This is a genomic window from Paenibacillus sp. W2I17 (genome assembly GCF_030815985.1).
Taxonomy (GTDB): Bacteria; Bacillota; Bacilli; order Paenibacillales; family Paenibacillaceae; genus Paenibacillus.
Genome location: NZ_JAUSXM010000001.1, coordinates 3,904,247 through 3,917,778 on the forward strand (window position 1 = coordinate 3,904,247; position 13,532 = coordinate 3,917,778).

Annotated in this window: 19 protein-coding genes; 2 read left to right on the plus strand and 17 right to left on the minus strand. The window is 45.9% G+C overall.

What is annotated here, in order from left to right; all coding sequences use genetic code 11:
• The 12 genes from QF041_RS17320 to QF041_RS17375 all read right to left on the minus strand — a co-directional run bounded on the left by QF041_RS17320 (position 1) and on the right by QF041_RS17375 (position 10,000).
• Positions 1 to 324: a hypothetical protein gene (locus tag QF041_RS17320; RefSeq protein ID WP_307415088.1), complete on the minus strand. Its 324-nt coding sequence runs from the start codon at positions 322 to 324 to the stop codon at positions 1 to 3.
• 34 nt (positions 325 to 358) lie between these two features.
• Positions 359 to 1,300, minus strand: coding sequence for a phage major capsid protein (locus QF041_RS17325; RefSeq protein WP_063564831.1), 942 nt, complete (start codon positions 1,298 to 1,300; stop codon positions 359 to 361).
• Positions 1,301 to 1,330: 30 nt separating this feature from the next.
• On the minus strand, positions 1,331 to 2,554 hold the full coding sequence (locus tag QF041_RS17330) for an XkdF-like putative serine protease domain-containing protein (RefSeq protein WP_307415089.1): 1,224 nt from the start codon (positions 2,552 to 2,554) through the stop codon (positions 1,331 to 1,333).
• A gap of 79 nt (positions 2,555 to 2,633) precedes the next feature.
• Positions 2,634 to 3,530 carry a phage minor head protein gene (locus tag QF041_RS17335; RefSeq protein ID WP_307415090.1) on the minus strand — a complete coding sequence of 299 codons (897 nt, stop codon included), beginning with the start codon at positions 3,528 to 3,530 and terminating at the stop codon, positions 2,634 to 2,636.
• Positions 3,517 to 5,016: a phage portal protein gene (locus QF041_RS17340; protein ID WP_307415091.1), complete on the minus strand. Its 1,500-nt coding sequence runs from the start codon at positions 5,014 to 5,016 to the stop codon at positions 3,517 to 3,519. Before QF041_RS17340 ends, QF041_RS17335 begins: the two co-directional genes overlap by 14 nt.
• Before the next feature lie 12 nt (positions 5,017 to 5,028).
• Positions 5,029 to 6,282 carry a PBSX family phage terminase large subunit gene (locus QF041_RS17345; protein ID WP_483874691.1) on the minus strand — a complete coding sequence of 418 codons (1,254 nt, stop codon included), beginning with the start codon at positions 6,280 to 6,282 and terminating at the stop codon, positions 5,029 to 5,031.
• Positions 6,283 to 6,343: 61 nt separating this feature from the next.
• Positions 6,344 to 7,234, minus strand: a complete 891-nt coding sequence (locus QF041_RS17350; protein ID WP_307415093.1) for a phage terminase small subunit-related protein — start codon at positions 7,232 to 7,234, stop codon at positions 6,344 to 6,346.
• A 55-nt stretch (positions 7,235 to 7,289) separates the two neighbouring features.
• Positions 7,290 to 7,571, minus strand: a complete 282-nt coding sequence (locus tag QF041_RS17355; protein ID WP_307415094.1) for a hypothetical protein — start codon at positions 7,569 to 7,571, stop codon at positions 7,290 to 7,292.
• Between the two features lie 35 nt (positions 7,572 to 7,606).
• Positions 7,607 to 7,819, minus strand: a complete 213-nt coding sequence (locus QF041_RS17360) for a hypothetical protein (protein WP_307415095.1) — start codon at positions 7,817 to 7,819, stop codon at positions 7,607 to 7,609.
• Between the two features lie 133 nt (positions 7,820 to 7,952).
• Entirely contained in the window at positions 7,953 to 8,561 is a 609-nt protein-coding gene (locus QF041_RS17365) for a Mom family adenine methylcarbamoylation protein (RefSeq protein WP_307415096.1), read from the minus strand.
• Complete coding sequence (locus QF041_RS17370) at positions 8,554 to 9,069, minus strand: ParB N-terminal domain-containing protein (protein WP_307415097.1); 516 nt, start codon at positions 9,067 to 9,069, stop codon at positions 8,554 to 8,556. Before QF041_RS17370 ends, QF041_RS17365 begins: the two co-directional genes overlap by 8 nt.
• A 610-nt stretch (positions 9,070 to 9,679) precedes the next feature.
• Positions 9,680 to 10,000: a hypothetical protein gene (locus tag QF041_RS17375; protein WP_307415099.1), complete on the minus strand. Its 321-nt coding sequence runs from the start codon at positions 9,998 to 10,000 to the stop codon at positions 9,680 to 9,682.
• Between the two features lie 964 nt (positions 10,001 to 10,964).
• On the opposite strand from QF041_RS17375, the gene QF041_RS17380 reads away from it, so the two are divergent.
• Positions 10,965 to 11,384, plus strand: coding sequence for a T9SS type A sorting domain-containing protein (locus QF041_RS17380; RefSeq protein WP_307415100.1), 420 nt, complete (start codon positions 10,965 to 10,967; stop codon positions 11,382 to 11,384).
• A gap of 15 nt (positions 11,385 to 11,399) precedes the next feature.
• Positions 11,400 to 11,822 carry a hypothetical protein gene (locus tag QF041_RS17385; protein WP_307415101.1) on the plus strand — a complete coding sequence of 141 codons (423 nt, stop codon included), beginning with the start codon at positions 11,400 to 11,402 and terminating at the stop codon, positions 11,820 to 11,822.
• 48 nt (positions 11,823 to 11,870) lie between these two features.
• Here the strand turns inward: QF041_RS17385 and QF041_RS17390 are convergent, their stop codons facing one another.
• The 5 genes from QF041_RS17390 to QF041_RS17410 all read right to left on the minus strand — a co-directional run bounded on the left by QF041_RS17390 (position 11,871) and on the right by QF041_RS17410 (position 13,408).
• Positions 11,871 to 12,362, minus strand: a complete 492-nt coding sequence (locus tag QF041_RS17390; RefSeq protein WP_307415102.1) for a hypothetical protein — start codon at positions 12,360 to 12,362, stop codon at positions 11,871 to 11,873.
• Between the two features lie 102 nt (positions 12,363 to 12,464).
• A complete protein-coding gene (locus tag QF041_RS17395) occupies positions 12,465 to 12,590 on the minus strand; it encodes a hypothetical protein (protein ID WP_307415103.1) in 126 nt (41 codons plus the stop codon).
• 2 nt (positions 12,591 to 12,592) lie between these two features.
• Positions 12,593 to 12,772 (minus strand): hypothetical protein, encoded by a 180-nt coding sequence (locus tag QF041_RS17400; RefSeq protein ID WP_307415104.1) that lies wholly within the window; start codon positions 12,770 to 12,772, stop codon positions 12,593 to 12,595.
• Positions 12,772 to 13,146: a LexA family protein gene (locus QF041_RS17405; protein WP_307415105.1), complete on the minus strand. Its 375-nt coding sequence runs from the start codon at positions 13,144 to 13,146 to the stop codon at positions 12,772 to 12,774. Before QF041_RS17405 ends, QF041_RS17400 begins: the two co-directional genes overlap by 1 nt.
• Positions 13,088 to 13,408 (minus strand): hypothetical protein, encoded by a 321-nt coding sequence (locus tag QF041_RS17410; RefSeq protein WP_307415106.1) that lies wholly within the window; start codon positions 13,406 to 13,408, stop codon positions 13,088 to 13,090. Before QF041_RS17410 ends, QF041_RS17405 begins: the two co-directional genes overlap by 59 nt.
• Between the last annotated feature and the right edge of the window lie 124 nt (positions 13,409 to 13,532).

Consider the following 13,532-nt stretch of genomic DNA (forward strand, 5'->3'; position numbering starts at 1 on the left):
TTACCCCTGAAGCTTCAGGATTTGCTCAATCAGCTCGTCCTCAGAATTCGAATCTTCCGGGTTACCACCCAATTCTACCAGGAGGGAAAGTTGTTCATCTTCCGTCAGCTTTTTAAGCTGCGTTTTAGTGTATTTCTTGGTTACATCGGTACCGGATGCAGGAGTAACCTTATCATCTGCCTTGACTTCCTCCAGATCCGAATGTCTTTTCAACAACGCTTCAGCTTCATCCTCGCTAACCTCGATCGGCTCATTGGGATAAAAAAAGCGCCCTCCACCAATGTGAAGCGCGCCCTTCTGTTTGTTATATTTCAAATACGGCATCTTTTGATGCACCTCCTGTATAAAGTGTGGGCTATTACAGCTTGTCACCAGACATCCAACCAACCGCATCGATTTCTCGGACAACTGCATCAGCGTAGGCAAACAAGATGTGATAAGTAGAGTCTTTCACAGCAGCAACAGCACCCTCAGCGGTACGTTTGTAACGCAATTCGCGTGTAAACACAGGCTTCAGGTTGCTCATTGGGGTTAGTGCTGCAAAGCCGCTGCCCAAGTTTTCTACCACTTCAATCGGGAAGCCACCAATTTCAGTCAGCTTACCGTTAACCAATGTTGTATCCCCCAGGTTCGTAGGCCGTTTTGTGATTAGAGCCACAATTTTTTGATAAAGGCGTCTACTCATGAACCATGTCATATCAGGGAAGTTCAAGTACTTTTCGTCCAGAACCAGAGCGTGGTTGATGAAATCATCAATGGTAGGTTCGGCAGCTCCCAATTCTGTTTTGAAATCAGATGTCTTCATTTTTTTGACGAAGCCGTCCAAGATGGACAAAAACGGGTCAGCGGTTGTACCGTCAGCCAGTTTCGCCGTTGTATCGCCGTTAAACATCAGATCTTGGAGGTCGATACCGAATTGCGTTTGCACAAGGTCAATTACCTTGCTCTCAATATCTTCGTCACGAGCATTATCGTTGTACCAAACGTCATCATCCGCGATCCATTCATCCCAAAAAACTTTCTTCACCGCGTAATCAATCTTACCGTTAGTGATACCACCGACTCCCGTAGGACTCTCATCGCCAGTGTGTTGGCGAATACGGCGTTTTTTCACGCCCAACGTATCAATTTGCCCCGCTGGGGTATTGCGATAGAATGGAGCAAGTTTCGCCAATGTAGTTGCTTTGCCAACTGTATCGACCAAGAACGCTTGCGCATCGTTTCGTGGCATCGTAATGTTAACCGACTTGCGGATTGAAGCAAGCCCTTTGTCTTTGCTGATAATTGTTTGATTATCCAATTGAATCATCCTCTCGATTAGTTATTACTATTAGTTGTTAAAATGAGCCATGTAAGAGGGGCCAGCCGATTTCGTAACTTCCTGCTGTCCGCCAGCTTCTTCTTGACGGGAAATACCACGAGCTTTCTCCACAGTTGCCAACCGGGATTCAATCGGCGCTAAAGCTTCCTTAAGAACGTCCTTCAATTGATCCGCTATACCGCCTTCAGTCTCCGGTGTAGTCCCTTCCGGATTGTCACCTTCAGCCTTCTCTAACTTGTCCAAACGATCTGTAAGCGGACCAAGCGCATCCTTCACGATCTGTGCAATGTCTTCTTTCTTCACTATTTCATCCTCCTCAGGCTCTTCTTTAGGAACCGTTTTATTTTTAAGGTCAGTCAATGCAGCAATAGCATCATCGATATGCTTCATGTTGCCATCGGAAATCTTCTTGCCTGCCTTAGTAATTTGTTCGGGCGGTTGTCCCAACTCTTTTGCGATATCTTTTACGGTCAATACATCTTGAGCAATCGTCACAAAGTCTTGAAGGGCTTCCCGAATCTTCTCAGGATCACTCTCCAGATCCTCGCTGTACCAACTGTCCCAATTGAAGATGACACTATTGAGCGCATCCTGTGCCGCCCAAAATTCACGACGACGGCGATCACGTTCATACTTATCTGCAACTGCGCCTTTGGCAATCTTAGCGCCACCAGTGAAGTATGCCTTCATGGTACGAAAAAAGCCCATAGCTTCGTCATCCGACTTGGCATCAGGCTCCTGGTCTTGTTTTTCAATTGCTTCTGCAGTCCCGGCCATAGAATATCCGGTAATTTCCCCGCTCTGAATTTGTTCCCAAATCTCATCACTTGCTTTCGTCACGAGTACCCACGACCCTTTAAGAATCGTCTCGTCACCCAATTCAAAATCTACAGGAGCAATATAGCACTCTACTACATCACCGACACCTGGATCAAAATCATGCTGCGTGTCCATAACTGCACCCTTGGCAATTGCGAGATTGCTCATGAACCCATGAACAGCCTTTTCAATCTCAGCTGCAGTCATCATATCACCATGTGTATCTTCTGCTCCTGGCTCATACACCACACCATATACCAGCCTTTTGGCATCTTCCGCCTTCGTAATCAGGCGAACCTGTTTTTGGAAGTCCGGTTTCTTAGCGCTCTTGGTAAGGAAGAAACGCTTTTGATTAGCGCCTTTATCAACGTAACTGATGTGTGTGATATCGACATTCGTTAATTCTCTTGGCATTTTCACTTTCACCCCCTTTCAGATTTAATCCGATAACAAATAGGCATGATTGCAGAACCATACCGATTTTCATAGAGAATCAGTCCTCCAATTCGTCCAAGACCTGTTGCCGGATGGCTTCCTTCTCTTCCGGACTCAGGCCTAATATTTTTTTATCCGTAACAGGTGACATCACACACTTACATCCAATACGTTCTCCTGGTGGAAGCTGCGGATCTCGGGGATAATCTCCGCTATGGCCATTCACATCAAATGGATCATCTACCGGCACCTCATCGCCATCCATCTTTACGTGAGCTTCCCGCGGGTTATTGTTCTTGCTCCCGCTATGCCGCCACCGTTTGGCGACGACTGACGGGCTTTGCTTGTACGCTTCCCACTGGCTCCGACTTGATGCGGCAAGTATTTCAGTCTGTGCTGTGACCCGAGCACGCTCGCGGTCGAACTGCGGAAGATCCTTGATTCGCTGAACGGCCTGCTGAATGGATTCGCCTTCATCCACGGCTGTGATCAGGGCTTCTTCCACGGCCTTGTGTGAGTTGAGGGCCATAATCTTACCAAGATCCTCGCCCCATTCCTTAATCCACTTGGTAGTGCGGCCTGATAGGGTTTTAAAAGCAACGTCCTTATCGATGGCAAACATCATGTCAGCCACCAGATCTGTGATAGTCAGTGTCAAAAATATAGATGCTTCAATCCCCAACAGTTCAGCAAATTCGTCCGCTGCAAACAGATCATTCATGACAAAATTGATGATGGTATCCAGTGTTTCGTCTTTTGCCACGAACGTATTTATCCCATCTACAAAATACTTGCGTTGACCACGTAGCAGCTTAGCAACGGCCGATTCAAAGTCTTCCACGTAGTCCGGAACCTTCTGGAGTCCTGGGAAATCCGGGATATCCTCTGTGATGTCACCTTCCTCAGCTTTGACGATGGTTGCAATGGATGCCAACAAACGGTCAATTGGTTCCATGGCCCATGCCCTCCAGTACGTCCCGCAAGTCTTTCAGCACATGGACGATCTCAGACGATGGTGAAGCCCCCTTTTGCAAAGCAATCGGGAATGTGTTGCCTGTCTGCTGTTGTCTAAGAGACAACGGTATATTGGCTCCCTCGTCTTCGAAGGCTTCAACCGTTTTGCCGAGGATCTTGCCCACGTCATCGCGAACATCATTCGGGGACACACCACCGATCTGATTATAAACAGTCAGCAGCTTAGCTTTATCTTCGCTGTCCGAAATGTCCGGACCTTCGAAGAAGACTTCGACATGCTGAAGGTTGTACGGTTCAAGCAATACGTTATTCAAAATGAAAGCCAAGCTTTCGCGTTCAGGTTGGAAAACCTGTTCTTCCGTGATTTCTCGCGCCTTATCTGCTGTAGCTCGATTAAAGTCACGGCTGCGGCCAACGAAGATATCCGGCAGCCTGAATGCAGATTGCTGTTTCATACGCGAGTTGTCGTCGTAAGTCTGGAATAAGGCATCTCCTTGAAGAATGTCGGCCAATGATTTCATTTCAATATCAACTTTGGTCTTTTCATCCTCAGTAATCCCTTCGTCCAATCCTTCCACTTCGAGGACCAACCATTTATGCGCATGATCAACGCCGTTCAGGTTGCTTGCATATTCTTCGAGTTGCTTCACGCTCTCGTCTGTGAGCAATCCGTTTTTGACAAGTATAGCCATTGGCACATGGCGGCCTTGATCAAAATAGTTCAGATTCAGGATTTCCGCCTTACGACTGCCCGACATATGCGGCGACTGGCTAATCCAGCGTGGTTCGCCATATGCCCCGCTGCCAATTTTCAGATGCAGGATTTCGTTCGCTTCTTCTTCTGGAGGAATACCTTCGCCATACTGACCTGTCTTCCAGGACATTTTACGCGGATCGCCAAACGCTTTGAACCAAACCTTTAAACCGTTTATTTTCTGCAAATACCTACGGAATTTCTTTTTCCGCTTGAACTGCTTGCCATTGCGCCACATGGTCACTTCCACCGGATCGCCAAGCTTGGAAACCTTGACATATTCAGGTTCCATGTTTTCAGCTTCAGCAGGCAGGCCAGTTCCATCACGGATAATTTCGATGTACCCGTTCCCGGTTTGTTCCCGATGCATAATCGCTTCGGCCCATACATCCTTGAATGGTTTATCAAAATTGAAGAACTGTAGGATATCCTTGACACGTTCCCACTCCGCTTTCATTTCAGAAGTTTCATCGACCTTGGTATCATCCTCTTTGTACTGTAGACCAAACCCGAAACCAGCGATATTTTGCTTGTATGCATCAATACATTGAGGGATTACAGTACTTTCCTTACTCATCTCGATCAAATCAACTGGACGATAGAGTGGATAAATGAGATCGCCGACTGAACCGGAATCATCTTTAATTGCTGTGGAACTGCTGCTCTTGCTGACTGAAGTCGATTTAATTACTCGTGCGTTGACTCTTCGCATGCTTTCTCCCTTCTACCGACCTCGGCTCGGGCGTTCTCGCTTCGGCCGCGGTGTCGGTGCGTTCTCCCTTTCGGAACGTCGTTGCTTCGCACGTTGCATCAGGTAATCCGTATGGACACCATACCGCCGTGCATCACATGTATGGTCGTTCTGCTTAATGGGCTTGTCTTCACCGCGCTGAGCGGCTTTATTATCCCAAATGTAAGAAACCAACTCTTTGAGTGAGTTGGAGTTGTCGGCAGAAATATAAAGTTCGTTGTTCTGAAATCGATTGGAAACAGTTTGTATGCCATCCAACACGGCGTTTACAGCCGCGCGAATATGACCTATGCCCCTGCGCTTCAGCTCAATGATGAAAGCCTTGGCGCTTGGGTCAATGAATATTGCGTATTCATCGCCATCAGCAAACCCTTGAAGGTCATCTGCATATTCGCTGTTCGTCTTCTCTCCCTTTAGCTTGATGTCGTGATAATACTCATCCAACTCGTAATAAACATCCCCCAGGACCCCGTATTTAAGGAATGTGGTCGGGTTGTTGGCCCCGTAGTCGACACAAAGGAACTTGCGATCAAACTTTGTAGGAAACCACTCACGCGGTTTCTTGTGGAGCTTATCACTGAACTTGGAAAAGATGACCCCCTCAGCCATAACCCACAGTCCAAGAATAAAACGGTCATAGAATATCCCCGTGTACATCCTCCGGTACCGATCCCGAACACGTTCGGACAGTGATAGGTTATCCTCCATCGTAAAGTGAAGATGAACGGCACGCTTAACGATCAGGTTGTCCAGCCATTCCACCTTGAACCAGTGGTAAGGTCCTGCAGGGTTACAGTTAAACCACATCTTTGCATCTTCAACCGAACAACGGGCAGTTGCCTGATCCACGAAGGACTTCGGCATCAGGGCTACCTCATCGAAAAACATGCCCGCCAAGGTGATACCTTGAATCAATTCTTGTGAACGTTCGTCCTTACCCCCAAAGAGGAAAAACTGATTGCTTACAAGACCACGGGAAACCGTGAGGACGTTATCCGTCTTGTTGTCATGCACCTGGTACCCACGACTGGCCAACATCCTTTTAAGTGGACCAACAACGTTACGGCGCAGCGCACCGATCGTCTTTCCTGCCATACCAAATTGCTCAGACCGGAACGTTTCCGTTGCCCAAACGATGTATGAAAAGGACATGGCCACTGTCTTGCCGGCACGAACCGACCCGTCACAAATGATGGAATCCATATCATGATGTGGGCTTTCAGGCATCCACCATGTCAGGACTTGGACTTGCTTATCAGAGAAAGGCTGCCACTTGAAAGGTGAAGGTTTAAGCTTCAGTGTTGCCATCTTTAGCCCACACCTCCGCAGCTCGTCCCCTCAGAGCATCCATAAAGCCGTCATCCTCAACTTTATCCGGTTCAGATCCGCCGCGTTTGATCATCAGCTCATGTTTCAGCATCTCGATCCTTACGCGCTTCTCTTCATCCAGAAGTCTGGCCTTCATCTCAATTGCCTTTAGCTTCTGAGTCTGCACACGAGTTAACGCTTCTTCAAGTGAAATGATGTCATCGATCACACGGAAGGTCTTTTCTTCTACCTGAGATTCGACCAGCTCCGTTCGGGTCACAGGAATGGTCTTTGTTTTACCCGTCATTTCATCATGAACCGTCATGGCTTCCTTGATTGATTTGAGCTCGTAAAGAACACGCCGTTCCCTCTCGGTCAGACCATCGGTCAGTCTCTTGATCCGAAGCAACATCCTACGTTCGCGGATCTCAAACTTCATTATGGCTTCATCAGCCTGTAGAATCGGGTCAGTATCAATCAAATCGATGAGATCCAACTCGTCATCTTCCAAGGCATCCAGCCAAATGGTTTCATATTCACCTGTTGTTACGGCTTTCTTATTCCCATACGGTCCACCGTTGCCGCCTTTATTGCCGACAGCACGTTTATTCCCTGGCGGTGCTCCCCCGCGATTCCCAACAGCGTTTTTGTTACCTTTTGGGGGTCCTCTTCGTTTGGTAACGTTACTAATGGTTTCAATGGTAACGTTACTATTCAATTCAGCCGCCCAACCGTCCTGAGACTTCCACTTTCGGATCTGAGTCTCCCCAACAGAAAGAGCAGCGGCGATGTCCTTAAGCATCATCTTCCCGCCGCTCTCCAGCCACATCAGTTTTGCCTTGTCCCGCTCGGGACTTCTCTCTCTGGCCATCTACATTCATCACCACCCCCAACAAAGAAACTTGCCGCAGATACTCGTCACAGCTCTACTCGCTTTCGTTTGCAACCAGGACGTATTCAGATTGGAAGTCAGCCGTTTTCATGTAAGTGAGCTTCCCTGCGATGTCCTTGACGATGTAACCGCCAACCGGCACGACCAGCACATCCAATTGATTGCGGATTACCCTTAACGTGATACCTTCCGAAGTGAAATCTACGGAAATAGGGAACTTCACAAATCCGATCACTTCGTTGAGGTGAGGCTGATCGATCCCTTCAAACTGGATTGCTTGAACCGGGATGGTTTTCGTATAGTTGTTGACGGACATGATTATCACCCTTTCGTTGGAATAGAAAAGACGACCTACATGAGATCGTCCTGTTGAAGCTTGATATCCAATTCGATGAGACGTTCCAGATCCTGAACAGTCTGCATCTTTATATTTCCAGCCTGCAGGTCTTTGACCCACTGGGCAATAGATGCCTTAACGATTTTACGGTACTGCTCTTTACTCTCAAGGATACCCTCGGCGACTTCGAGTTCGTGCTGCAACAAAACTTCATCTTGTGTTCTCATGTGTAATCCCCGACTTTCCGTTATGATGGAAAACGAGATAGCGGCGGTGTCGATAAATGCCGCGCGCGGCGGGCCGCTATCTCAGCCGGGGGATACCCTGGGTGATCAGGAGGACGTTACCGCGTCCTCCTCTTTATTTTGGATACGGTTTGTGCAAAGGCAGGATCTTACGCCGCATTTTCTTGTTCAACGGCATCAGGTACTTGTGCTTACCCTCTGTCCGGTACAATTCGGCATTGGCATCCAGGTTGTTCCTGATCCAATCGATGCGTTGACTGCCGGTACCGTACTTGCTATGAATCAATTTGGGATGTGTCTTCTTGCCCCGGATGATGAAATAATGTTCCCCGTCCGTCTTCCCCTCATAGATCCAGTTCGTAGCCTGATAGATCCCGCCATGATGCTTTTGCTCAACGTCTGCATAACTGACGATCAACTCCACATTGGGGGATTGCTCCTTCAAGAACCGGATCGCTTTGGCAAGGATCTCCGATACAAATGATTGGTGCTTGGTTAATGCAACTCGTGTCAACTCACAGCATTCACGTTGCGTCAGGCCATATGGAGAACCGATATTCTGAGTCGCCCCACGGCTGAATATAACCACACCGATAAACTGGCCATCCTCCCATGCTCCCACTTTGACCGACTTCCCTGCGGGCAAGCTGCGGCTGTAGTGGAAATTCTCACAGGAAAACTTCGCTGCTTCATGTGTCGCCCAATCCACTTTTAAATCAATCATGTTCAAATTCCTCTTTGCAGTGCGGACAAGTCACCAATTTTGAACTCAATACCCCCAAATCGCCTTGATCCTCGGAAGTACCCGCATCGAAGTTCGGGATCTCAATCTCACCAAGCATCTGTTTCAGGTCCACATCGTCGAACCCGGACAAGGAAATATCCACGCCTTCCTGTTGCAGCTCAACAAGTAACTGCGATAGGGCGTCTTCATCCCAATCACCTGATACCTTATTCAAAGCAATATTCAGGAGCCGTTCCTGCTGATCGTCCAGATCCACTACGGATACCTGCAACTCAGTGTGGCCAAGCTCGTTGACCATGATCTTATACCGCTGATGGCCACCGACCATGTTCCCGGTGCGTTCGTTCCAGACGATTGGCTCAACATAACCGAATTCCTCTATACTGCGCTTCAACTTCTCATATTCCACATCCCCAGGCTGAAGGTCAACACGGGGGTTGTAGGCTGCTGCATTAATCTGATCGATTGGCACGATTCTGATGTTCATGTTCTCTACCTCCATTTTTTAGAAATCACGAAACTTTTTCCTCTCTTCCCCGTATACACGTGTATCCTCGAAAGAGGGGAGAAAGGAGTGTGGTCTTATTGTCCACATTTTTGAGCTCCCCTTGTTCCGGAGCCTGGAGTTATTTCTCTAGTTGTCATGAGCTATAAGGGGCAAAGCTTCCAGCAGGATCACATCTGCTTAAGTCATGACCAGTCATAAGAAATTAGAAAGGCACTAATGCTCTGGATAACTTGCACTTGGTAGCAAGTAACTTGCGTGTGAAATATCACGTTAATACCAATGCGCCACAGCTCCAAGCCCAAAGCTGCAAGACTGCTTCGGTAAATAAGTGTGAAACAAATCCCGGGAGACACGCCTAGTTCCCGGGATTTGTTTATTTATATGTTACTTCTATTTGAGTTGAGTTGGTTTCAACGTTTGGGTGACCATCATATGCATGCGTAGGCTCACTCAGACGCTGTTCTCCGCTCTTCAATGGACTGATCCCTGCAAACGGATGTTCTCATATAAACAAGCTTAGAATGGCTCATACTCTGTCATATGAGAGCAAAAGAAAAAGCACCACGGTGGGTGCTTAGAACGATTAAAATCATGTGAGTTTTTGGACAAGAAGTTTCTTTAAAGCCTCAGCGACATCCTTTTTCTCCTCATTAGAAGGACTGATATCAGTAGAACCTTCAAAATTACTCTGTATTGAGGTCACTTCTGACTCTGTAATCTGCACCTTTTTTTTATTTACTGTAACTATCCAACTCAAAGGGTGCTCACTTATGAGGTCAAAATCTGCGCTATGAATACCATCTTCTCTCTTCAACTCTGCTAAAAGCGAGTTCAACGATTTATGTATCTCGACTCTACGTGAATTAGCTTCTACAAAAGATGATGAGATTACATTTTTCCATTCTGTCATAATATCCACCTCCCCCAACAACAACAAAACGTGTCATGGATATTTTACCTCTTTAGGACAAACGGGTCTACTACAAAACTGTTTTACTCCATCCCATCTGCCCCATACACAACCTTTGCATTTCTCAGGCTGCTTGTTGGGGCGAATGCGTATCTTCTTCCGTCTTCTGCTGCTATTCATATAATCCTCCAATGAAAAAAAGCCGATCCAGTGAAGGAACGACTTTAAATGTGATATGTATGAAGTTGGCGTTACGTCCTAAAAGCATGCGCCCGAAACGGTCGCCGCAAAAACGCTGCGCTCTTTGCTTTAAATGCATACGTACTATGTAACTATGGAGGAAGAACAAGACCATTTTACTGATGAAGCAAAATGGGGGTCAAGCTCTTCAAATTTGATTCATGCCGAACTTTCCAATCAAACCTTGCACTTCCGAGAGATTACTCACTAATTTGAAGTTCGACATTACTGATGAATATTAGACACAGTTTTCTTCTATAAGATGATATGAAAACAAATTGGTTTTCAAAGACTTATAGAAGGGAGCGTGTATTTCATGAAATTATTCTATCTTATGGTAAACCTCATTTCATTAGTAGTAGATCTGGTATCACTGATTATTGAGCTTTTCAATCTGTTCAGTTAATAACAGAAAAGGCGGGAAGAGGAACACCCCGGTCCATGTGCCGCGTTGTGCAGCCGTGCGTTTCATTCGCGCCTTTTTCTATGCTCCTAATGTATCACGGAAAAATGGTCATGTGGGGTTCAACATGGTCTCAAAATATGTTCACCTTTGGCTCAAATTCGGTTCAAAAAAAGAGATGTGAATACATTTAGAACAACTAAAATCCAAACTTATCTTTTTTATGGAAGAATATTGCTTAAAATAGAAAAATAAGATAAATTTAAGTTAGACGTACACATACATATGACATCCATAAAATTTAAAGAAGAGGTGTTCTATTTGAATTTAGCAAAAAAAGTAACATTATTATCTTCTAGTTGTGTACTGGCATTAGCATTAGGGGGCGCAACAGGTGCACTGGCTGCACCAATTCAAGATTCTGGTCAGACTTCTACTGACCCAATAATCGTTCCCTACGTTAACTGGTCTGGTTCGGCCTACTTAACTACCAATGCTTATAGTAACGTCACATCATCCAACAACTTTTTTAATGATTCGCCTACTGTGACAAATGATGCAAACAGTCCAGGAACTATTACCGTTAGGATTGTAAACTCATCTGGCGAACAAGTAGGAAGCACTAAAACAATTTCTGCTGGGAAATCTGCAAATTTGGATTCAATACCTTGGAATAGCGGAACGTATACCCTTCAAGCAAAAGGAAGCAAAGCAGGGTATTATAATATTTCAATTGATTAAGGAGCTGGAATAAGTATGGTTAAGAGTAAACTAAAGAAAGTTAGTATGTGGGGTGCGATTTTAGTTACGTTAACCATTATTTTTGTTTGTTCTTATCAAGTCTATCAAAACGTCGATACCGTTCATAATTACTTCTCTCCTAAAACCAGTTCAGTTCTCGCTATCGATGCAGAATCTGATGAATGGAACAGTGTTAAATTTGCTGGAAAAGATTCTGTAAAATTCGATAGTGTTTTCTGGGATAAGACAATCATTAATGATGCAAATAGTGCAGGTAACGTGCTATTGAGAGTTAAAGATGAAAAAGGAAATATTGTAATTGACGAATTTCAGGTATCTCCTGGAACAAGCAAGGACTTAAAAGATCTTAGCAAAGATCAACAATATTTCTTTGAGGTCAAAGCCCAACAGGGACAATTCATTATTAATGCAATCTAAAAAAAAGAGGACTCAGGAAAAGTCTGAGTCCTCTTTTTGTTTTAGGCTTCAAAATTCTGCATCGTCTTGTTCAAAAAAGCCGATAAGCTTCAACGTATTTGCAACACTCTCCAGTCCCTCATCGATTTTGCGCTTGATAGTGCTGTCACTGAGTGCGCGCCGGAAGAAGAGTATCGTTTCCTTGCGTGAATAACCTTGAATGTATCTGTAATCAACGGCTTTACGGGCTTCTTCGTCTTTGATTAGCCGTTGCGCCCTTTCCAACTGGTGTGTATAGAAGTCATATCTTTTGTACACCCAGCGCTGTTTCTCTATAAGAATCGTGGCGTTAGCCGTTTTGTCGGCATGCAGGTCTGTTTGATCGATGCGACGAGCTGCTTCGCCATCGATACCTACCTGTTGCAAATCCTGCTCGAATTGTTCAAAGTCTCTCATTAAGGAAACCATATCTGTATATTTATCGAGCAGGAACTTTGTCCGTTGGATTTCCTGTTTAGATGCTTTTGCAAAGAGTTCCCCTTGTCCCCATGCCATCGCCATTCCCCTCATTCCCCTTTATCCTGTGATATACTAATAAGAGGAATGAGGAAATATTGACCATCCTATCCCCCGCCTGGCCGCCAAGCTCGCGGGGGATATTTTTTATTCCGGAATGACCTTACTGCAAAACTGATCCCACTCCGCTTCACAGTCTTCAGCACTCCATCCACTTACCAAGTCCTCCGGATAACCGTATTTCAATAACAATGCTCTATGATCTCTTTGCAAACCTACCATTCACCTCCACGTTTGTAGTACCTGCTGTTGCCATTATGCTGTTGTGGAGCAGTAACCGCCTTTTGCAGCTTGTCAGGCCGTTTAGGTGGATGCTCAGCCCCAATTGCCTTCAAGTGATTTGCTATCTGTTCAGGTGTCCACACTACCGTTTTCACTTTGCGATAATCGATCATCAGCAGATCCTCCCCGATTGAATGCCTTCCTGTAGATCCGAAAGCAAGTTATAGACGTTGGCATCAAGTGTTTTCTCAATGCCTTGATCTTGAATCCATCTCATGATACCCGCTTGAGTTACGACCTTTGGCCGTTTGCCCTTCCTTGTCAGTGCCAGGGTGCGAACGCCACCTGCTGTATGTGTAAGATATCCCTTACGAATGAGTGTGTTAATGTGTGAATGAATAGTAGAAGATGACGACAACATCAGTGCTTCAGCAGTCTCCCTGATCGTAGGAGCATAACCGTTGTCTTCAATGAATAGTCGAATATAGTCATAGACTTCCTTCTGCCGACGGCTGAGGGTCTTCTCTAATGTCGCTTTCGTTGTCACTGTGCTTCCTCTCCTTGTCTTTTGAACTTCGTACCCATGTGAATCCTCGGTACCGATCTTCGATCAGATATGACTTACCCTGTGGCACAAAATTACTCGGCTCTATCCGCAACTTACCAAAACCCGTTTCAACTGATCCTTGTTTCACCAGTTCCGTACCTGCAGCACACACCATTTTGATCTGATCGATGCGGCAGCCCTCTTCAATCAACGGTGCAAGCTTATGATCGATTAACTGAATCACCTTTGGTGAGATGACCATGTAAACAGCTCCTTTATCCTGTCATTAATTTAAGGCGGTCCCCTTATTGCCAGCCGTACAGGTGGTCCACCGTAATGAATGATTGCTGTAATCTCGTCCTTAACTGGCGCAAACCAAACTAGCT

Coding starts and splice junctions, on each gene's coding strand:
- QF041_RS17320 (WP_307415088.1), bottom strand. CDS start 324: ATGCCGTATTTGAAATATAACAAACAGAAGGGCGCGCTTCACATTGGT.
- QF041_RS17330 (WP_307415089.1), bottom strand. CDS start 2,554: ATGCCAAGAGAATTAACGAATGTCGATATCACACACATCAGTTACGTT.
- QF041_RS17335 (WP_307415090.1), bottom strand. CDS start 3,530: ATGGAACCAATTGACCGTTTGTTGGCATCCATTGCAACCATCGTCAAA.
- QF041_RS17340 (WP_307415091.1), bottom strand. CDS start 5,016: ATGCGAAGAGTCAACGCACGAGTAATTAAATCGACTTCAGTCAGCAAG.
- QF041_RS17345 (WP_483874691.1), bottom strand. CDS start 6,282: ATGCCTGAAAGCCCACATCATGATATGGATTCCATCATTTGTGACGGG.
- QF041_RS17350 (WP_307415093.1), bottom strand. CDS start 7,234: ATGGCCAGAGAGAGAAGTCCCGAGCGGGACAAGGCAAAACTGATGTGG.
- QF041_RS17355 (WP_307415094.1), bottom strand. CDS start 7,571: ATGTCCGTCAACAACTATACGAAAACCATCCCGGTTCAAGCAATCCAG.
- QF041_RS17360 (WP_307415095.1), bottom strand. CDS start 7,819: ATGAGAACACAAGATGAAGTTTTGTTGCAGCACGAACTCGAAGTCGCC.
- QF041_RS17365 (WP_307415096.1), bottom strand. CDS start 8,561: ATGATTGATTTAAAAGTGGATTGGGCGACACATGAAGCAGCGAAGTTT.
- QF041_RS17370 (WP_307415097.1), bottom strand. CDS start 9,069: ATGAACATCAGAATCGTGCCAATCGATCAGATTAATGCAGCAGCCTAC.
- QF041_RS17375 (WP_307415099.1), bottom strand. CDS start 10,000: ATGACAGAATGGAAAAATGTAATCTCATCATCTTTTGTAGAAGCTAAT.
- QF041_RS17385 (WP_307415101.1), top strand. CDS start 11,400: ATGGTTAAGAGTAAACTAAAGAAAGTTAGTATGTGGGGTGCGATTTTA.
- QF041_RS17390 (WP_307415102.1), bottom strand. CDS start 12,362: ATGGCGATGGCATGGGGACAAGGGGAACTCTTTGCAAAAGCATCTAAA.
- QF041_RS17400 (WP_307415104.1), bottom strand. CDS start 12,772: ATGATCGATTATCGCAAAGTGAAAACGGTAGTGTGGACACCTGAACAG.
- QF041_RS17410 (WP_307415106.1), bottom strand. CDS start 13,408: ATGGTCATCTCACCAAAGGTGATTCAGTTAATCGATCATAAGCTTGCA.